The following is an 18,561-nucleotide window of genomic DNA, read 5'->3' as shown; positions in this document are numbered from 1 at the left end:
CATGGATACGCGCTTCATTCAAAGCTTCCTTGCTGTCGTCGAATCTGGCTCCATTGCCGAGGCCGCCCGTCGCCTGGACCTGGCCCCCACCACCGTGGCGCAGCAGATCCACGCCCTCGAGGCTGACATCGGATCGAAGCTGTTGACGCGGGCCGGTCGCACGGTCAAGCCCACCGTGGTGGGCACGCGCATCGTGGAACGGGCGCGCGGCCTGGTGCGCGACGTGCGCGACCTGCGCTCCGCGGCTTCCGATACCGGCCTTCCAGCCGGCCCGTTGCGCCTGGGGGCGACGCCTACCACCTTGATGGGCTTGCTGCCGCCGCTGCTGCGGCGCTGGATGCAGGTGCACCCGGACATTCCGGTGTATATCGAGCCGGGAACCTCGGCCCTCCTGCTGGACCGGATGATGTCCGGTGAACTGGATGCCGCGATCCTCGTGCACCCGGCCTTCGACCTGCCCAAGACCTGCGCCTGGCGCCTGCTGCGCGAAGAATCGCTGATTCTCCTTACCCCCAGCCGCATGTCGGTGCAGGATCCCCTGGCCACCGCGGCGCGCGAACCCTTCATCCGCTACGACCGCAACGTCGTCGCCGGAAAAATGGCCGATGAATACCTGCGTGCGCACGGCGTCCGTCCGACAGTGCACTTCGAACTGGACGGCATCGAACACATCTCGAAACTGGTGGCCGAGGGCCTCGGGGTGTCGGTACTGCCCGACTGGCCCGTCATTGGCGCACCGGATCCGCAACTGCGGCGCTGGAGCCTGCCATCCCCATGCCCGGCGCGGCGTGTCGGGATGGCGTGGCTGCGCACCTCGGTCCGCTCGCAACTGGCGGAGGAGTTCGTGCACATGGCCTGTCGCGACCAGTCGGAGCCTGGGAAGCAAGGCCGCCAGCAGCCTCAGTGATCCGGTTCCGGGATCCGGGCCAGCAGCGCGGACGTCGCCTCGAGTTGCGGGCGCCCGAAACGGCCCAGCACGTTGCGGCTGACGTTGTCGACGACGACGCGCGCGTTGGTCACGAGCTCGGCGCCGGCCGGGGTGATCAGCACGGCACCGGCGCGGACATCGCCCGGATCGGCCTGGCGGGCGACGAGGCCGATCTTTTCCAGCGGCAGCAGGGAGCGCGTGACTTCGGATGCGCTCAGGCCCAGCTTCCCGGCCAGCTCGTCGCGGCGCAGCCGGCCGTCCGCGGCGCGCTGCAGGTGCAGCAGCAGCTGGTAGTCGGCGAAGCTGATGCCGTGGTGGCCGCCGAGGGCGTTGTCCAGGCGGCGCACGAGCGTGGCCCAGGCGCGCGCGAGGCGCAGGCTGAATTCGGTGCTCAAGGTATCGCTCATGCTGGTCTCCCGCAACCGCTCAGAGCAGGAAGGGGCGCCTGCCGCCATTCTCTACCGCCTCGGCAGCGCCGCTCTCGTCCTTGAGGCCGATACCGGTCAGCTGCCGCCGGCGCGCTTCCTCCAGCAGGTATTGCAGCCTGGCCGCCGCGTCGCCGTAGCCGAGCCCGGCCGGCCTGAGGTTCGAGATGCAGTTGCGGCTCTCGTCGGTCAGGCCGACGCGCGGCGCCCAGGTGATGTACAGGCCCATGCTGTCGGGCGAGCTCAGCCCGGGGCGCTCGCCGATCAGGACCACGACGAGCTTCGCGCCGAGCAGCTCGCCGACCTCGTCGCCGATGGCCACGCGGCCCTGCTGGACGATGGCCGGCGGCGCCAGCACCCACGGCTGTCCCGTCAGCCGCGCCCGTAGCGCCTCCAGGAAGGGCGCGGCATGGCGGGCGACGGCGAGGGCGGACAGGCCGTCCGCGACCACGAAGGCCAGGTCGCAAGGACCTTCGCCGGCGCCGCTGCGCCGGGCCGCCAGCAGGGCGCGCGATGGCGCGTCCAGCCTGCGGCCGAGATCGGGCCGCTGCAGGTAGACGTTGCGGTCCGCCGCCGCGCTGTGCAGCAGCAGGCCGGGAGGCGCTTCCGGCCACGCCGCCGCGAGCGCCGCCTTCATTCCCTCGGGGTCGAGCGCCAGGTGCACGGCGTCGCGCGCACGGGCATGGGCCAGCTGGAAGTCGAGCTGGACGGCCGTCAGCTGGCTGACGCCGGTATGCCCGAGCGCGATGCGGGCGGGCGTGAACTGGCGCAGGGCCTGCCAGGGATGGGATTGCTCGATGGCGTCCGACATGGCGTCTCCCTCAGGACAGCGGCAGCAGCGCGCGCTGGAATGGTTCCGGCAGCGAACGGCCCAGGGTGGCCCGGGCGTCGCCGGTGAAGATGCCCATGCCGCGCAGCCAGGCGTGGAATTCCGGCGCCGGCTGCAGGCCGAGCGCGCGGCGCGCGTACAGGGCGTCGTGGAAGGAGGTGCTCTGGTAGTTCAGCATGATGTCGTCGGCGCCGGGGACGCCCATCAGGTAGGTGCAGCCGGCCGTGCCGAGCATCGTCAGCAGCACGTCCATGTCGTCCTGGTCGGCTTCGGCGTGGTTGGTGTAGCAGACGTCGCATCCCATCGGCAGGCCGAGCAGCTTGGCGCAGAAGTGGTCTTCCAGGCCGGCGCGGATGATCTGCTTGCCGTCGTACAGGTATTCCGGGCCCATGAAGCCGACCACGGTATTCACCAGCAGCGGCTGGAAGGCGCGCGCCACCGCATAGGCGCGCGCCTCGCAGGTCTGCTGGTCGAGGCCGTGGTTGGCGTTCGCCGACAGCGCGCTGCCCTGGCCGGTCTCGAAGTACATGACATTCTCGCCCACGGTCCCGCGCCGCAGCGACAGGGCTGCTTCGCGCGCCTCGCGCAGCAGCGCCAGGTCGATGCCGAAGCTGGCGTTCGCCGCCTGGGTGCCGGCGATCGACTGGAACACGAGGTCGACCGGCGCCCCCCGTTCGATCGCGGCGATGGTGTTGGTCACATGGGTCAGCACGCAGGACTGGGTCGGGATCGCGTAGCGGCCGATGATCTCGTCGAGCATCCTGAGCAGCTTGATGACCTGCGGCACATTGTCGGTGGCCGGGTTGATGCCGATGACGGCGTCGCCATTGCCGTACATCAGGCCGTCGAACAGGCTGGCGGCGATGCCGGAAGGGTCGTCGGTCGGGTGGTTCGGCTGCAGGCGGGTCGACAGGGTGCCCGCCAGGCCGATCGTGTTGCGAAAGCGCGTGACGACGCGGCACTTGCGCGCCACCAGCACCAGGTCCTGGATGCGCATGATCTTCGAGACGGCGGCCGCCATCTCCGGGGTGATGCCCGGGGCGATCCGCGCCAGCATCGCCTCGTCGGCCTCGTCGCCGAGCAGCCAGTCGCGCAGGCCGCCGACGGTCAGGTGGCGGACGGGCTGGAACGCGCCGGCATCGTGTCCGTCGAGGATCAGGCGGGTGACCTCGTCGGTCTCGTAGGGCACCACGGCCTCGTTCAGGAAGGTCGTGAGCGGCAGGTCGGCCAGGGCCATCTGCGCTGCCACCCGCTCCTCGGCGCTGCCGGCCGCCACGCCGGCCAGGTAGTCGCCGGAGCGCGCGGGCGTGGCCCTGGCCAGCAGTTCGCGCAGGTCGGCGAAGGTATGGGTGCGGCTGCCTATCAGGTGGGTGATCTGGGCCATGGATGGTTGCGCTCCGCTTGCACAAAAAGTCATGCTTCAGGCATGCTGCGGTGCGCTCGGCACCAGTGACGATCTTGCCACAGGTTAGCGTTACCGTGCGCATCGCAAGACGATCCGGGTGTGGTTAACGGGCGCCAGGTCCATGGCCCGCAGGGGACCCTGTCAGAAGCTGTGGCGAATACCCAGGTTGACGGCCCTGTCTCCAGTTCCCTTCTCGGTGGCGTTCCCCACCTTGAATGCCGCGCCGTTCCGGTTGTCGATCACGGCATACGCGGCGTAGATGTCGGTGCGTTTCGACAGTCCGACCAGGTAGCCGACACCCCATTGGCTGGCGTCCTGGTGTGCTGCCGCGCGGTCGTCATGGCGTACATGCGACAGCAGCAGCCTGTTGCGTCCGAAAGGAACGGAGACGCCGGCAAGCATGTCCCTGCTGTCAGCCAGGCCGGGGCCCTTGTTGATCGCGTACGAGAGAAACGCCGTCAGCATGCTGAACTTGTAATTGGCGGCCAGCAAGGTATTACGGACGAAATCGGTACCTGCCGGGTTCTCGATACGGTGAAACGCGGCCTGGACGGCCACCGGGCCTTGCGCGTAGCCGAGCGAAGCGCTCAGCGTCCGGTTCTTGCTGCTGTCGTCCGCCGCCTCGCCGGCGCCGTAGCCCAGATCGACGCGGAAGCCGCCGACCACGGGGCTGACATACTCGACGAGGTTATCGGTGCGGGTATTCGTCACCATCAGGTTGCCGGCCCGTCCCGCCAGGCTGACGGCGCCGAACGGGTCGCCGGTATCGCGCAATGTCTTGTAGTAGGGCGTGTACTGGCGGCCCAGGGTGAAGGCGCCGTAGCGTCCCGTCAGGCCCACGTAGGCCTGGCGCCCGAACAGCAGGCCGCCTTGCCCGGCCGTGCCGGTATCGGTGTTGAAGCCGTTTTCGATACCGAACACCGCCGACCACCCGCCGCCCAGGTCATCCTTGCCTTTGAAGCCGATGCGCGAGCCGGAGGCGACCCCGCTGCTGACACTGGTCACGCCGCCGGCAGGGCCGCCGCTCTCGTGCACCAGGCCGGCATCGACGATGCCGTAGATGCTGACAGTGGTCTGGGCCAGCGCTGTTGCCGAACACAGCAGGTATCCTGCGGCGGCGAATGAAGTCTTTTTCATCGTTGTCTCCTGGTTTTAATTTGACATGTGCGATACCCGGGGGCGCACGCTCCCGGGACCGCGGTGAAAGCACCGGCGGACCAGGGGTGGCACTCCGAATGCCCCCGTTGTGTTGTCGTGGATGACTGTCGTTGGCTTGCCCTGGGCGGGGACGGGTCCGGTTTGCACAGGCATGGCATGCGGCGCAGTTGCGCCTCATGCAAGAAGTCTAGGCCGACAATCTGCGCGACGCATCCTGCCAATTCCACTTGGTGGAATTGCGTGAGGCCGGCGAGGATGGGGGAACGGGGTTATGCGAGCACGGAGAGGGCGTGCTCGATAGCGGCCCGCAAGTCGAGCAGGGGTTTGCTGAGCTCATCGGTGACCGCGGCAACGCCGGCCTGGGTCGAGACGCTCATGTTGAGGACGTGGACCGGCCGGTTCGCGATGACGATGGGCGTGGCCAGCGCGACCACTTCCGGCTGCCATGCGGCGGTGCAGAACCCGTGGCGCCGCACCGATTCGGCCGCCTGCGCGATCTCGCGTTCGATGCGCTGCCAGTCGGATCGCTGGCGCGCCTTGAACCGGTCGAGCAGGGCGCGTCGCTGCGCGTCGTCCGCCACGGCCAGGTAGGCGCGCCCGAGCGAGGTCAGTTCCATGGGGATGCGCTGGCCCACGACCACGGTGCGCAGCGATACCTTGCTGTTGTAGCGCACCGATTCGAGATACACCATGTCTTCCTGGTCCGGGACGGCCAGGCCCACGTTCACATGCAGCTTCGCCGCCACGGTGCGCATCAGCGGCGCGGCCACCTCCAGCATGACCGAGCAGCTGCGCATGGCATGGGCCAGGCTCAGCACCGGCGCAGCGAGGCGGTAGGCGCGCCTGGCGGCGTCGTGCTCCAGCATGCCGGTGCCGACCAGGGTCTGGGCCAGGCGGCTGACGGTGGCGCGTGACAGGCCGGTGCGTTCGGCCAGTTCGCCATTGCCGAGGAGGTCGGAACCGGGACGGAAAGCCCGCAGCACCAGGATGCCGCGTTCGAGCGAACGGTTGGATGGCGAGACGCCGCGTGCAGGCTTGTCGGCAGGTTTCTTGGCAGGACGGTCCATGGCTTTCATGTTCTCTAATTCCACTCTGTGGAAATGACGGGACGTATCCCCGCACTTTACCGGATAAGCTTTTCCCCGTGTAGCAGTCTACGGAGATGGACACACGGCAGGGCCGCCCCCGGATCAGCCCCGATACATGAGAACTCTAGGAGACACCATGCACCAGTATTTCACTTCATCACGGTTCACCCGCCGCGCGTTCCTGAGCACAGCTGGCGCAGTCGCCGCAGCCGGCGCCATGCCGGCGTTCGCCGCCTTCCCCGACAAGCCGATCCGCATCGTCGTGCCGTTCGCGCCCGGCGGCGGCACCGACATGATTGCCCGCGTGGTCGCCGAAGGCATGTCGAAGGAGCTGGGCAAACCCATCATCGTCGAGAACAAGCCCGGCGCCGGCACCATCATCGGCAGCGACCATGTCGCGAAAAGCCCGGCGGACGGCCATACACTGGTGATCGCCACCTTTGCGCATGCGGTCAATCCCGCCATGCAGCCGAAAATGCCGTACCAGACCGACAAGGCGTTCGCGCCGGTGATCCTGATCGGGCGCTCGCCGAACGTGCTGGTGGTACGCGCCGACCGTCCCTACAAGTCGGTCGACGACATCCTGGCCGCGGCCAGGGCCAATCCGGGCAAGCTGACCTTCGGTTCCCAGGGCAACGGCACCTCGGCGCACCTGGCGGGCGAGCTGTTCAAGCTGAACGGCAAGGTCAACATGGTGCATGTCCCGTACCGCGGCGCCGGACCGGCGATCACCGACATGCTGGGCGGGCAGATCGACATGATGTTCGCCACGGTGTCGGCCGTTGCCCCCTTCCTCGACAACGGCAAGATGCGCGCCATCGCGGTGACGACGGCCGAACGGGCGCCGGCGCTGCAGGCGGTGCCGACCATTGCCGAATCCGGGCTGCCGGGCTACGCGGCCGAAAGCTGGTACGGCCTGTATGCGCCTGCGGGGACGCCGCCGGCGGTGATCGCACGCCTGAACGCCGCCGCGAGGCGCGCGGTGCAGAGCGATGTGTTCCGCAAGAAGGTGGAGAACGAAGGCTTGAGCGTCAGCGCCGGTTCGCCCGACGAACTGGACAGGTACGTACGCAATGAAACGGTGCGCTGGACGCAGCTGGTCCGGACCGCGCACATCAAGGCTGAATAACTGAACGAGACACGCAAGGACACCATCAACATGAGCACCACTTCCCTGATTCAACTGACGGTCGATGCCGGCATCGCCACCCTGGCCCTGAACCGGCCGGAAAAGCGCAATGCCATCAGCGACGACATGCGCACCGAACTGATCGATGTGCTGGAAAGGGTGAGCGCCGATCGCAGCATCCGCGCCCTGATCCTGACCGGCAATGGCAAAGGCTTCTGCGCAGGCGGCGACGTCGCCGGCATGCGGCGCCGGATGGATGCGGCCCCGGGCGACGTCGCCTTCAACGGCTGGTCGCGGCAGCAGCGGGTGCACCGCGCGGTGTCGCTTCTGCACAAGATGCCCAAGCCCACCTTCGCCGCCGTGAACGGCAGCGCGAACGGCCTTGGCGCCGACATGGCCCTGAGCTGCGATTTCGTGATCGCCTCCGAGGACGCCAGCTTCGCCTGGAGCTACATCAAGCGCGGCCTGATCCCTGATGGCGGCGGCATGTACTTCCTGCCGCGCCGGGTGGGACTGGCGCGCGCCAAGGAACTGGTGTTCGGCGGACGCAAGGTCGATGCGGCGGAAGCGCTCGCGCTCGGGATCGCCGACCGGGTCAGCAAGCCGGAGACGCTGCTGGCCGATGCCCAGGCATGGGCGCAGGAGTTGAGCAAGGGTTCGGCCGCCGCACTCGCGCTGAGCAAGTCGATCATGAACCAGAGTTTCGAACTACCGGCGGAACAGGCGTTCGCCCAGGGCAGCCAGGCGCAGGCGGTCTGCTACACGAGCGCCGAACACCGCGATGCGGTGCTTGCCTTCCTGAACAGTAAATAAGGAACATCGACAATGGATGCTATCGCCCGCCTGCTGCGCCCGCGCAGCGTCGCCGTCATCGGCGCCTCGTCGGACCCTGCGAAAACTGCCGGACGCCCGGTTGCCTACCTGAAGAAGCATGGTTACGCCGGCCAGATCTACCCGGTCAATCCGCGTTGCGACACGATCTCCGGCCTGCAGTGCTATGCCGACGTGGCGTCGCTCCCCGAAGCGCCCGATGTCGGCATCGTGCTGCTCGGCGCCGAGCGGGCGCATGAAGCGGTACGGGCGCTGGCCGCGCGCGGCGCGGCCAGCGCCATCGTGCTGGCCAGCGGCTATACGGAAACCGGCGCCGAAGGCGCGCGGCGCCAGCAGCAGCTGATCGAGGCAGCCGGCTCGATGCGCCTGCTGGGGCCGAACACGATCGGCCTGGTCAACCTGACCGACCGCATCACCCTGTCGGCGAGCGGCGCGCTGGAAACCGACCGGTTCATCGCGGGCGGCATCGGGGTGGTCTCGCAAAGCGGCGGCATCCTGGGCTCGCTGCTGTCGCGCGCCGCTGCGCGCGGCATCGGCTTGTCGAAGCTGATCTCGACCAGCAACGAGGTCGACCTCGAGATGGCCGATTTCATCGATCACCTGGCCGACGACGAGGCTACCAGCGTCATCGCGCTGTACATGGAAAGCATCCGACATCCGGAAAAATTCCGCGCGGCGGCCTTGAGAGCAGCGCGCGCCGGCAAGCCGCTGGTGGTATTCAAGATCGGCCGCTCCGAGTCGGGCGCGCGGGCCGCGGTCTCGCACACCGGCGCACTGGCGGGCGCGGACCGGATGTATGACGCGCTGTTCCGGCAGGTCGGCGCCATCCGTGCCGGGACCTATGCCGACCTCCTCGACATCCCCGCGGCGCTGGCTTCCGGCCGGCGCGTGCAGGGCAAGCGGATCGCGATCCTGACCTCGACCGGCGGGGCCGGCACCCTGGTGACGGACAGCCTGGGCGTGGCCGGCTTCGAGACCCCGGCGCCGGACCGGGAAACAGGGGAGCGGCTGCGCGCCCTGCAGACCGGCGACCATGCCGCGCTCGACCGCAACCCGATCGATGTCACCCTGGCGGGCCTGGAGCCGGAGCTGCTGCGCGGCGCGATCCGCGCCTTGCAGGATAGCCCGAGCTACGACGCGCTGGTGGTCGTGGTCGGATCCTCGGCGCTTGCAATGCCCGAACTGATGGCCGGCGTGATCGAGGACTGCCTGCCGGCCAGCGACAAACCGGTGCTGGCCTTTGTCAGCCCCCACGCCCCGGAAGTGGCGAGCCTGCTGAACCGGCGCGGCGTGCCGGCCTACACGGCGCCGGAAAGCTGCACCGCGGCGCTGACGGCGATGCTCCATCAGGCGCGCTCGCAGGTGGGCGCCACCGCGTCCGCCGCCATCGAACCGGTCGATGCAAGCGATTTTCCGGCAGGCTCGCTGGACGAAGCCCAGGCCAAGCAGCTGGTTGCGCGTTTCGGCGTTCCGGTAGCGCGCGAATTCATCGTGACGACCGTTGGAGAAGCCGAAGCCGCGGTGGCGGAATTGAAAGCGCCGGCCGTCCTCAAGATCCTGGACGCCGACATCGCCCACAAGAGCGATGTCGGCGGGGTCGCGGTCAACGTGTCCGCCGCACAGGTCGCCGAACGTCTGCAGCGCATGCGCAGCGATGTGGAGACGAACACGGGCAAGACGCCGAACCGCTTCCTGGTCCAGGAAATGGTCACCGGCGGCACCGAGATCATTGTCGGTTATCACCGCGATCCGTTGGGCGCGGCCATCCTGGTGGGCATGGGCGGGGTGACGGCGGAGCTGTTCAAGGACACCAGCCTGCGCCTGCTGCCGGCGCAGGGCGGCCTGGCGCGCGAAGAGGTGCACGCCATGCTGCGCGAGCTGACCACCTGGCCGCTGCTCGACGGATTCCGGGGCCGCGCACGCGCCGACGTCGAGGCGGCGGTGTCGGCCATCGTGAAGTTCTCGGAGATGGCTGCGCAGATGGGGCCGCGCCTGGTCGAGGCCGAGATCAATCCCTTGTTCGTCCTCGCCGAAGGCAAGGGTGTGCGCGCTGCGGATGGCGTCGTGGTCCTCGCAGCGGAAGGGAATGAACAATGAACGCGGCCGTTGCAGGCGTGATCGCCACGAACGGCGTGCGGATCGAGCGTGACGGCGACGTCGCCGTCGTCATCATCGACAACCCGCCGGTGAATGCCGCATCGGCGCACGTGCGGCGAGGCCTGGTCGAGGCGCTCGGCACGCTGCGCCAGGATATCGGACTATGCGGCGCCGTGATCATGGGCGCGGGCAGCTCCTTCATTGCGGGGTCGGACTTGCGCGAATTCGGACAAGCCCTGCAAGATCCGCAACTGCCCGAGGTCATCGCGGCGATCGAGGGATGCGGCAAACCGGTGGTCGCGGCCCTGCATGGCGCCGCCTTCGGCGGCGGCTTCGAGCTGGCGCTGGGGTGCGATGCCAGGCTGGCTGCTCCACGCACCCTGGTGGGGCTGCCGGAAGTCACGCTGGGGATCATCCCCGGCGCCGGCGGCACCCAGCGCCTGCCGCGCCTGGTGGGTGTCGCTCGTGCGATCCGGATGGTGTGCAGCGGCGAGCGCGTGCCGGCTGTCCAGGCGCTCGAGCTGGGCGTGCTGGACGGCGTGGTCGAGGAGGACCTGCGTGCCGCCGCGTGTGCGCATGCACGCATGCTGGCCGCGCAGGGCGCCAGGCGCAGGGTGCGCGACCTGCCGCTGCCGGTCGGAGACGCCGCGGCCATCGAGGCGGCGACCCGGGCGGCCCTGCGCGCAGGGAGAAACCAGCCGGCGGTGCGCGCCGCGATCGACGCCATCGGGCTGGCTGCCAGCACGCCGATCGATGCGGCGCTAGCGGAAGAACGCAGGATGTTCCAGGAATTGCGCATTGCACCCGACGCGCACGCCTTGCGTTACCAGTTCTTCGCCGAGCGCGATGCGGCGCGGCAGCCGGCGCTGGCGGGGGTTACGGCACGTCCGATCAGGCGCATCGCCGTGCTCGGCGCGGGCACCATGGGTTCGGGGATTGCCATCAGCGCGCTGGACGGCGGCTTCGAGGTCCTGTTGCTCGACCAGGACCCGGACGCGCTGGCGCGCGGCAGGCAGCGCGTACTCGACCATTATTCCAGCCGCGCGCATGCGTCCAGGCTCGAGCCCGGGCAGATGGCGCAGCGCGTGGATCGCTTCGCCGCTACCACCGCGTGGGAGCGGCTGGTCGAGGCCGACATGGTGATCGAAGCCGTGTTCGAGGACCTGGCAGTCAAGCAGGAAGTATTCCGCAAGATCGACGCGATCGCGCGGCCTGGCGCGCTGCTGGCCTCGAACACCTCGTACCTCGACCTCGATGCGATTGCCGGTGCGACTTGGCGTCCCCAGGATGTCGTCGGCCTGCACTTCTTCAGCCCGGCGCATGTCATGCGCCTGCTCGAAGTGGTCCAGGGGCGCGCTACCGCACCGGATGCGCTGGCGACCGGCCTCGAGACCGCGCGCCGGCTGGGCAAGCTGCCGGTCGTGGCGGGCAATGCCTTTGGCTTCATCGGCAACCGGATCTACGCCGCCTACCGGCGCCAGTGCGAGTTCATGCTGGAAGAGGGCGCCTACCCCGAACAGGTGGACAGCGCGCTGGAAGCGTTCGGCTTTGCCATGGGACCGTTCGCCGTCGCCGACATGTCCGGCCTGGACATCGCATGGCGGATGCGCCGGAGCCAGGCGGCCAGCCGCGACCCGGGCGCGCGCTACGTCGACATCCCCGACCGGTTGTGCGAACTGGGCCGCTTCGGCCGCAAGACCGGCGCCGGCTACTACGCCTATGCCGATGGCAAGGACAAGGCCGCCGATCCGCTGGTGGCCGAAGTGATCGATGCGGCTTCCGCTTCCAAAGGGATCGTGCGGCGCCGGCTCGACAGCACGGAAATCCAGCGCCGCGCGCTGCTGGCGATGGCGAACGAAGCGGCCTTGCTGCTGGCGGACGGCGTCGCGCAGCGCCCCGGCGACATCGACGTCGTGCTGGTCAACGGCTTCGGCTTCCCGCGCTGGGAGGGCGGACCGGTCTACTGGGCGCGCCAGCGCGGCCGGGACCTGCTGGCCACGGACATGGACTTCCTGGCTGCGCTCGGCGGCCCTGGCTTCGATCGCGGCAGGATCGAGCTGCTCGACAAGGGCTGAACCATTCCGGATACGGCGCTTCCGGGGCCTGGTCATCTCGATGTGGGTCGGTAAGCCGATGCTGGTGGTGCTGAACCTGCCCCTGATCGCATCTGGGTCAGGCTGCTCCAGGTGCCTTGCCGCTTCCTGTTCCCGACGGGCGGCTGCGCTTGCGCGCGGCCGCCCATCCACGCGATCACGGATGGCGCGCCAGCCTGGGGGCGCGCACGATGACGACCGCCATGGCGCCCCCCGAGGTCGCGATGTCGCGCGCCACCGGCGCCGCTGGCCTGGCCTGGGCTTCGGGCACGCTGTCGAGCGCAAGCGAGCCGGCGCCGATGGCGGCGAGGGCGACGACGAAGATGGCTTCCATGTGCTTGTGGATGTTCATGATGTTTCCCTTCAGTTGGCTGGTCTCGGAAAGTGCGGAGCGCCTGTTTCGCTCACGACGTCAATACAGCACAAGGCGTGCCAGCTCCTGGAACAAGGGCCGCGCCGAAGGAGAAAGGGGCGTTCAGAGGGGGCGCTACCCCCGCTGCAGGTCTTGATCGATCGCGCGGAGTCGGGATCAGGGCAACAGCTTGGGGAGGCGGTGTCGGTTCCGGCCCAACACCATGTTCATCGAGAAAATATGCGTAGCGACGGATGGTTCGGATCTCGCGGTCCGCGCCGCGCGGGTGTCGTGCGAAACGGCGACGACCCTGTCTTCCTCGGCCGGGCCCGAGATCGTGCGCGCGGCGGAAGCGCACGCCTGCGATCTCATCGTCATGGGGGCGCACGGGCCGAACGATGGCGGCAAGCGCTACGCGGGAAGTGTTGCCCAGCACGCACTCGCGTACTCGTCGATTCCTGGCCTGGCCTTGCGCGACCCGAGGGAAACCGCACCGCCCGAATTCACCGACGAGCCCACGCCCTGAGTCGCCGCGCCCAGGCTGCGCGGATCAGGGAATGATGGCCACCTTGAGTACGCCGTCACGCTGGTTGGCGAACAGCTCGTAGGCTTCCTCGATCTGGTCCAGACGGAAGCGATGCGTTACCAGGGGCCTCAGGTCGAGCCGCTGCGACGCCACGATGTTCATCAGCCGGCGCATGCGCTGCTTTCCTCCAGGGCATAGCGTGGTAATGAGCTTGTGGTCGCCCAGGCCGGCGGCGAAGGCGTCCACCGGCAGGCCGAGCTTGCCCGAGTACACGCCGAGGCTGGACAGTGTTCCCCCGGGACGCAAGGCGCGCAGGCAGCTTTCGAAGGTGTGCTGGGTCCCGAGGGCTTCGATCGTGACGTCGGCGCCTTCGCCCTCGGTCAGGCGCAGGATCTCGGCGACCGGATCGCTGGTCCGGAAGTCGATCACGTGATCCGCCCCCAGCATCCTGGCCATCTCGAGCCGCTTCGGCACCGAGTCGACGGCGATGATGCGGCTGGCGCCGCGCAGGCGTGCGCCGGCCGTGGCGCATAGTCCGATCGGGCCCTGCGCGAAGATCGCCACCGTATCGCCGATCCGGATCGCGCCGCTCTCGGCGCCGCCGAATCCGGTGCTCATGATATCGGGGCACATCAGCACCTGTTCGTCGCTCAGGCCGTCGGGAATCGGCGCAAGGTTCGCCATGGCGAACGGCACCCGGACATACTCGGCCTGGCAGCCGTCGATGGTGTTGCCGAAGCGCCAGCCACCCATGGCATGTCCGCCGCATTGGGCCTGGTGCGCATCGAGGCAGGCGTGGCACTGGCCGCAGGGCGTGATGGCGCCGACGATGACGCGCTGCCCGACCTGGTAGCCGGTCACGCCGGGGCCCAGCTCCGCAATCCTGCCTACCGGTTCATGGCCGACGGTCAGGCCGGGGGCGACGGGGTACTCGCCCTTGAGTATGTGCACGTCGGTGCCGCAGATCGTTGTCATCGTGACCTTGATGACGGCTTCACCCGGCCCCGCGCTCGGCACTGGCTTGCGCTCGAGGACGATGCGTCCGGGACCCGTGAATACTGCGGCGTTCATCGTTTGCATGGCGGCTCCTGCTGAAAGACATCCTGAAGAATGGCGTGCTTGCCGTCGCGGCCGCCGTGGTCAGCGGGCCATCAGCACGGGGAGGGTGGCGTCGCGGAGCACGGTCCTGGTGACCCCGCCAAGGAACAGCTCGCGGAATTGCGAGTGCCCGTAGCAACCCATGACCACGAGGTCATGGCCGTCGCGTGCCGCCAGCGCAAGGAGGGCGCGGCCGCCATCGATCCCGGTGGCGGGCGCGAGGATGGCGGGCTGGACGGCATGGCGCTTCAGGAAGGCGGCGAGGTCCGCCTGTTCCCGTGCGTCGCAGACCGGCTTCCCGCGGGAATCGCAGAAGCACACGACGCTCACCCGCGCAGCGCCTTGCAGGAGCGGAAGCGCGGCCCGCATCGCCGCCGAAGCTTCCCTGCTGCCGTCCCATGCCAGGAGAATGTTCCGGCCGACATGTTCCGGCGCTGCCGCGCAGGGCGCCAGCAGGACAGGGCGCGCGCAGGTGAGCACGACATACTCCGGCGTCCGGTCGGGCGTGGACGCCAGCGCTTCGGCAGGGTCGTCCTGGCTGAGCACCACCAGGTCGCTGAAGCGCGCCAGCAAGGCCATCCCGTCGTCGAGCCGGTCGCACAGGAGACGCCGCTCGAAGGAGACGCCTGCCGCGCCGGCGATCTCGCCGAAGCGCTCGAGCGCCTGCGCGGCCGCCGCATGCAGGGGTTCGAAGTAGCTCGCTTCCAGCGTTCCCGGCTTGGCGTGATACCCGTTTGGAAACAGATCGCGCGAAACCCCGGTGGCGGCTGCGCCGATCAGGTGCGCGCCGTGTTCCCTGGCAAGGTTCGCGGCGATCCGGATGCGCGCCGCCGCGTGCCGCGACAGGTCCGCCTGGACCAGGATGGTCTTGTAGCTCATCGCGCCGGTCCGACAACATGGCGTGTCATTCGATCACGGCGCAGCGGTGCAGCCCTGCGGGCGGCGAGGCGCACGCGCGTCCCGGCCGCCGGGGACAAGCCCACATGCACCAGTATCGTCCTGTAGCCCATGTCGCGTCTCCTGTCATGAAGCGACGGATGAAGCTCAGGGTACCGGTGTCCGCACTGGCCGTCCATCGGCAACATCGGCCATACCAGATTTTTTCCGGCCTATTTTGATGCTGATCAAATATTTCGTTGCCATGCTTCGATAGGCCGCCATATCGGCTGTTCGCAGGAGGGAGCAATGAGCGTGCGCAACCTGGATCGTTTCTTCCAGCCCCGTTCGGTCGCAGTGGTCGGCGCCTCGGAACGCCAGGGCAGCGTCGGCGCGACCGCCTGGAACAAGCTTGCCGTCGGCCGCCATGCTTGCCGCCGCGTCGAGCACGGCAGTCCGGGCGCGCTCGTCGAGGCGGCACATCGCGGCGACGGCCTCGGGAGCGCCCTTGGCGGCGGCCAGGGCTGGCCCTGTTTCACGGTCTTAGACATGCACGAGCGCGGGGCGCGCGGGAGTCGGGCCGTACTCGTGTACCAGCGACCAGCCCGGGGGAACCGCGCCCGGGCCGGGGAGGGCGGCGTCCAGGCGCCAGTAGGCCGCTTCCATCGGATCGGCGCCCAGCTGCCGGCTGGCGCGCAGGGCGCACACCAGCCGTGATTGATACAGATCAAAAAGTAAAAGAAAGACGATGGATTCTCCTCATCCATGTCAGTGCAGGAAAGTCCCGGGAAGAACATCATGCCTCGCAGCACACGCATTCCATCTTGCGGGGGCCGCGCCTATGCCAGATACTGTTTTGTGTCGACGCCGAATCCGTCGCGGGGAGGAACCCATGAACCACACGTCTGGCCAGGACGAACAGCGGGAGCCGTGGTTGCAGTCGGCGCCGGCGCGATGTTCCCGCTGCGCGGTGCGCAATCTCTGTTTGCCTATCGGAACCAGTGTCGATGACGCCGACCGGCTCGAGGGCATACTCGGGTGCGTCCGGCGGGTCGCCCGCGACGAGGTGCTGTTCCGGCGCGGGCAGCCGTTCTGCACCCTGTATGCGGTACGCTGCGGCCACCTCAAGACATCGCGGCCGGACCACCGCGGGCATCCCTATGTCGCCGCCTTCCACATGGCTGGCGACCTGATGGGCATGGATGCCATTTGCACGGGCCGGCATGCGTGTACCGCGGTGGCGCTCGAGGACAGCGAAGTCTGCGAGATCTCGTATGCGCGCCTGCAGATGGCGCTGCAGGACATGCCTGGGCTGATGCAGTATTTTCACTGCGCCATGAGCCGGGAAATCGTGCGTGAGCAGGGCGCGCTGATGCATGCGAACGGGCAGGCCGCGGAGCGGCTGGCCTGCTTCCTGTTGAGTCTTTCCGCACGCTATGCGCAACGGGGCTTTTCTAGCCGGCGATTTCGCCTGCGCATGTCTCGGGCGGACATGGGCGATCACCTGGGGCTGACCATCGAGTGCGTCAGCCGCCAGCTGGCGCGTTTTCGCGACGAGGGCTGGATCTCGATCGACAAGCGCGACGTGGAGTTGATCGATATCCGGCGGCTGGAAGCGCTGACGATGGCGCCGGAGGCCTAGGCGCGCAGCGCCGATGCGGGCACGACACGGTCGCGTCCATGGGCCTTGGCGTAATACAGCGCCGCATCGGCATCGGCCAGCAAGGCATCGACGTCCGCGTGAGAGCGGTCGAGCATGGCGACCCCGATGCTGACCGTGCATTGCAGTGTCCCGGCGGGCGTCGGCAGGCGGATGGCCGCGACGGCCCTGCGCATGCGTTCGGCGCAGGCGAGCGCATCGTCCGCCCGGGTCTCCGGCATGACGAATACAAACTCTTCCCCGCCCACGCGTCCGAAGTAATCGCTGGCCCGCAGTTCGGCCGGGCAGACCCTGCCCAACTCGCGGATGAGCGCGTCGCCGGCCGGATGCCCAAACGTGTCGTTGACGCGCTTGAAGTGGTCGATGTCGAGCATGCCGGCGGCGAGGGGCCGGCCGTGACGCTGGGCGAGCGCCACATCGTGGGACGCAAGTTCCAGCAGGTAGCCGCGCGCGTACACGCCGCTGAGGCTATCGTGACGCGCGGAATAGGCCAGCTCCCGCTCGGCCAGCCAGGCGGCGCGTCGAAGCCTGCCGGTGAAAATGGCCACGGCCGCCATCAGGCCCAGCGAAATCAGGTAGATCGCCATGCTGCTGGCAAAGATCCAGCCCGGCATGACCGTCGCGCCGAGCGGGACGAACAGCAAGGAGGGAATGAGGACGACCAGGAACAGCCGGTGCAGCCGGGGCTCGACCAGGGCAAGCGGAAACATCGCTCCGGTGATCGCCGGCATCGCCAGTACCAGGCCGTCCGGCAGCAGGGCCGAGCTGAAGATCATCGCGCCGACATGGGTGCCGTAGATGAGGACGCAGCGCCAGGCGACCGGGAGCCCTGGCCAGCGGCCATAGCCGAGCGCGCCGACCAGGACCAGCGACAGGCGTATCAGGGTCGTCGTCGCGCCGCGCTCGGGCTGGATCCAGTAATCCCAGGCGCCGAACAGGACGACGCCGATCCCGAATGCCGTGCCGAGCGCGGGCAGCATGGTGGCCAGGGCACGGTCGAGCTGGAGGCCATACTCGCGCTCCTGGTCCCGCCCGAATGTGCCGACAAGACCGTGCAGCCAGGCGCCGATGCGGCGCCGCGGCGGCCCCGCCATGGGAGCATCCATGGCATTATCCCGTTCCGAACGCCAGCCGCATGGAGAGTGGGCGTTCATCTGCCCGGTCCGACACTAGCGATGCACCATGACCGGGATGCTGCTGTGGACGAGCACCTTCTGGGTCTCGCTGCCGAGCAGCAGTCCCTTGATGCCCTTGTGGCCGTGCGAGGCCATGACGATCAGGTCGCAGCCCTTGTCGCGCGCGGTGGCGATGATCGCTTCATAGGGGCTGTCCGACAAGACCTGCACGCAGGCGCACGTGACTCCGGCACCGCGTGCGGCAAGCGCGACCTCGTCGAGCAATTGCTGCGCGCGGGTCCGGCTCGCCTTCTCGTACTCGTCCTTCGTTTGCTCGAGCATGTCGGGGGAGATGGTGAAAGCCCGGAACTCCGGAATTGCCGTCATGGCCACCACCTCGGCCCCGGTAGCCCTGGCAAAGTCGATCCCGGCGTGGATGGCGCGGCGGGATGCTTCCGAGCCTTCGGTAGGAAGCAATATTCGCTTATACATGTCGTCCCCCTGAAATCAGAATGAGCCCGGGCCCCGCCTGGCCCAAGCCGGCCCGGTGAACGTGATCGCAGGATGGCCTGGCATCGGCGCACAGGGCTGAGGCAGAACGCGAGGTCGGAATGGAGCACGATCGAGTGTGCCCTGAAGGATCAAGAAAGTGCTTGATGCGGATCAAAAAGCAGCAAGGTATCCCGGTCGAGACGCAGCCGCCGGGGGACTGCGGGCGGCGGCGCTTGCGCGCGGCCGCCCATCCACGCTCACGGCTGGCGCGCCAGCCTGGGTGCGCGCACGATGACGACCGCCATGGCGCCGCCCGAGGTCGCGATGTCGCGCGCCACCGGCGCCGAGGACGTTGCCCGGGCTTCCGGCACGCTGTCGAGCGCGACGGTGCCGGCGCCGATGGCGGCGAGGGCGACGACGAAGATGGCTTCCATGTGCTTGTGGATGTTCATGATGTTC

General features: G+C 68.5%; 20 protein-coding genes. 7 read left to right on the top strand and 13 right to left on the bottom strand.

Translation table 11 applies throughout. The features are described from left to right. The first annotated feature begins 1 nt into the window (after position 1). On the top strand, positions 2-907 hold the full coding sequence (locus tag H162_RS0120355) for a LysR family transcriptional regulator (RefSeq protein WP_020655341.1): 906 nt from the start codon (positions 2-4) through the stop codon (positions 905-907). On the opposite strand, the gene H162_RS31405 is transcribed toward H162_RS0120355, so the two are convergent. The 5 genes from H162_RS31405 to H162_RS0120330 form a co-directional block, all read right to left on the bottom strand. Next, complete coding sequence (locus H162_RS31405; protein WP_020655340.1) at positions 901-1,335, bottom strand: MarR family winged helix-turn-helix transcriptional regulator; 435 nt, start codon at positions 1,333-1,335, stop codon at positions 901-903. The two genes, H162_RS0120355 and H162_RS31405, sit on opposite strands and share 7 nt — an antisense overlap. Before the next feature lie 19 nt (positions 1,336-1,354). Next, on the bottom strand, positions 1,355-2,164 hold the full coding sequence (gene eutC / locus H162_RS0120345; RefSeq protein ID WP_020655339.1) for an ethanolamine ammonia-lyase subunit EutC: 810 nt from the start codon (positions 2,162-2,164) through the stop codon (positions 1,355-1,357). A gap of 10 nt (positions 2,165-2,174) precedes the next feature. Further along, a complete protein-coding gene (locus H162_RS0120340; protein ID WP_020655338.1) occupies positions 2,175-3,566 on the bottom strand; it encodes an ethanolamine ammonia-lyase subunit EutB in 1,392 nt (463 codons plus the stop codon). Between the two features lie 162 nt (positions 3,567-3,728). Then, on the bottom strand, positions 3,729-4,724 hold the full coding sequence (locus tag H162_RS0120335; RefSeq protein ID WP_020655337.1) for a porin: 996 nt from the start codon (positions 4,722-4,724) through the stop codon (positions 3,729-3,731). Positions 4,725-5,014: 290 nt separating this feature from the next. After that, complete coding sequence (locus tag H162_RS0120330) at positions 5,015-5,812, bottom strand: IclR family transcriptional regulator (RefSeq protein ID WP_020655336.1); 798 nt, start codon at positions 5,810-5,812, stop codon at positions 5,015-5,017. A 157-nt stretch (positions 5,813-5,969) separates the two neighbouring features. Here H162_RS0120330 and H162_RS0120325 point away from each other — a divergent pair, with 157 nt between their 5' ends. The 4 genes from H162_RS0120325 to H162_RS0120310 are packed head-to-tail and all read left to right on the top strand — an operon-like array spanning position 5,970 to position 11,965. Beyond that, positions 5,970-6,962 carry a tripartite tricarboxylate transporter substrate binding protein gene (locus tag H162_RS0120325; protein ID WP_026354882.1) on the top strand — a complete coding sequence of 331 codons (993 nt, stop codon included), beginning with the start codon at positions 5,970-5,972 and terminating at the stop codon, positions 6,960-6,962. Positions 6,963-6,992: 30 nt separating this feature from the next. Next, on the top strand, positions 6,993-7,775 hold the full coding sequence (locus tag H162_RS34220; protein WP_020655334.1) for an enoyl-CoA hydratase/isomerase family protein: 783 nt from the start codon (positions 6,993-6,995) through the stop codon (positions 7,773-7,775). Between the two features lie 12 nt (positions 7,776-7,787). Then, positions 7,788-9,890, top strand: a complete 2,103-nt coding sequence (locus H162_RS0120315) for an acetate--CoA ligase family protein (protein ID WP_020655333.1) — start codon at positions 7,788-7,790, stop codon at positions 9,888-9,890. Beyond that, positions 9,887-11,965: a 3-hydroxyacyl-CoA dehydrogenase NAD-binding domain-containing protein gene (locus H162_RS0120310; RefSeq protein ID WP_020655332.1), complete on the top strand. Its 2,079-nt coding sequence runs from the start codon at positions 9,887-9,889 to the stop codon at positions 11,963-11,965. The genes H162_RS0120315 and H162_RS0120310 overlap by 4 nt, the downstream gene beginning before the upstream one ends. A 175-nt stretch (positions 11,966-12,140) precedes the next feature. Here H162_RS0120310 and H162_RS0120305 read toward each other — a convergent pair whose 3' ends face one another. Continuing rightward, the gene (locus H162_RS0120305; RefSeq protein ID WP_020655331.1) at positions 12,141-12,335 is read right to left on the bottom strand and encodes a hypothetical protein; all 195 of its coding nucleotides are present in this window, start codon (positions 12,333-12,335) and stop codon (positions 12,141-12,143) included. Between the two features lie 223 nt (positions 12,336-12,558). On the opposite strand from H162_RS0120305, the gene H162_RS31400 reads away from it, so the two are divergent. Beyond that, entirely contained in the window at positions 12,559-12,861 is a 303-nt protein-coding gene (locus H162_RS31400) for a universal stress protein (RefSeq protein ID WP_020655330.1), read from the top strand. A 24-nt stretch (positions 12,862-12,885) separates the two neighbouring features. Here the strand turns inward: H162_RS31400 and H162_RS0120295 are convergent, their stop codons facing one another. From H162_RS0120295 to H162_RS34210, 4 genes are all read right to left on the bottom strand, one after another. Next, positions 12,886-13,941, bottom strand: a complete 1,056-nt coding sequence (locus H162_RS0120295) for an NAD(P)-dependent alcohol dehydrogenase (RefSeq protein ID WP_020655329.1) — start codon at positions 13,939-13,941, stop codon at positions 12,886-12,888. A gap of 60 nt (positions 13,942-14,001) precedes the next feature. Then, complete coding sequence (locus H162_RS0120290) at positions 14,002-14,838, bottom strand: universal stress protein (protein ID WP_020655328.1); 837 nt, start codon at positions 14,836-14,838, stop codon at positions 14,002-14,004. Positions 14,839-15,003: 165 nt separating this feature from the next. Beyond that, positions 15,004-15,318, bottom strand: coding sequence for a hypothetical protein (locus tag H162_RS34215; RefSeq protein ID WP_156885718.1), 315 nt, complete (start codon positions 15,316-15,318; stop codon positions 15,004-15,006). Positions 15,319-15,378: 60 nt separating this feature from the next. Next, the gene (locus H162_RS34210; RefSeq protein ID WP_156885717.1) at positions 15,379-15,543 is read right to left on the bottom strand and encodes a hypothetical protein; all 165 of its coding nucleotides are present in this window, start codon (positions 15,541-15,543) and stop codon (positions 15,379-15,381) included. Positions 15,544-15,727: 184 nt separating this feature from the next. On the opposite strand from H162_RS34210, the gene H162_RS0120280 reads away from it, so the two are divergent. Further along, positions 15,728-16,477, top strand: coding sequence for a helix-turn-helix domain-containing protein (locus H162_RS0120280; protein WP_020655326.1), 750 nt, complete (start codon positions 15,728-15,730; stop codon positions 16,475-16,477). On the opposite strand, the gene H162_RS32790 is transcribed toward H162_RS0120280, so the two are convergent. The 3 genes from H162_RS32790 to H162_RS34205 form a co-directional block, all read right to left on the bottom strand. Continuing rightward, positions 16,474-17,601 (bottom strand): GGDEF domain-containing protein, encoded by a 1,128-nt coding sequence (locus tag H162_RS32790; protein ID WP_229452159.1) that lies wholly within the window; start codon positions 17,599-17,601, stop codon positions 16,474-16,476. The two genes, H162_RS0120280 and H162_RS32790, sit on opposite strands and share 4 nt — an antisense overlap. Positions 17,602-17,664: 63 nt before the next feature. Then, positions 17,665-18,102, bottom strand: coding sequence for a universal stress protein (locus tag H162_RS0120270; RefSeq protein ID WP_020655324.1), 438 nt, complete (start codon positions 18,100-18,102; stop codon positions 17,665-17,667). A 257-nt stretch (positions 18,103-18,359) separates the two neighbouring features. Further along, positions 18,360-18,554: a hypothetical protein gene (locus H162_RS34205; RefSeq protein ID WP_156885716.1), complete on the bottom strand. Its 195-nt coding sequence runs from the start codon at positions 18,552-18,554 to the stop codon at positions 18,360-18,362. Positions 18,555-18,561 lie beyond the last annotated feature (7 nt).

Origin of the sequence: Massilia niastensis DSM 21313, assembly GCF_000382345.1 — a bacterium.
GTDB lineage: Bacteria > Pseudomonadota > Gammaproteobacteria > Burkholderiales > Burkholderiaceae_D > Telluria > Telluria niastensis.
Note: the sequence above shows the minus strand (reverse complement) of the source record. Positions and strands in the feature narration are given on the sequence as shown.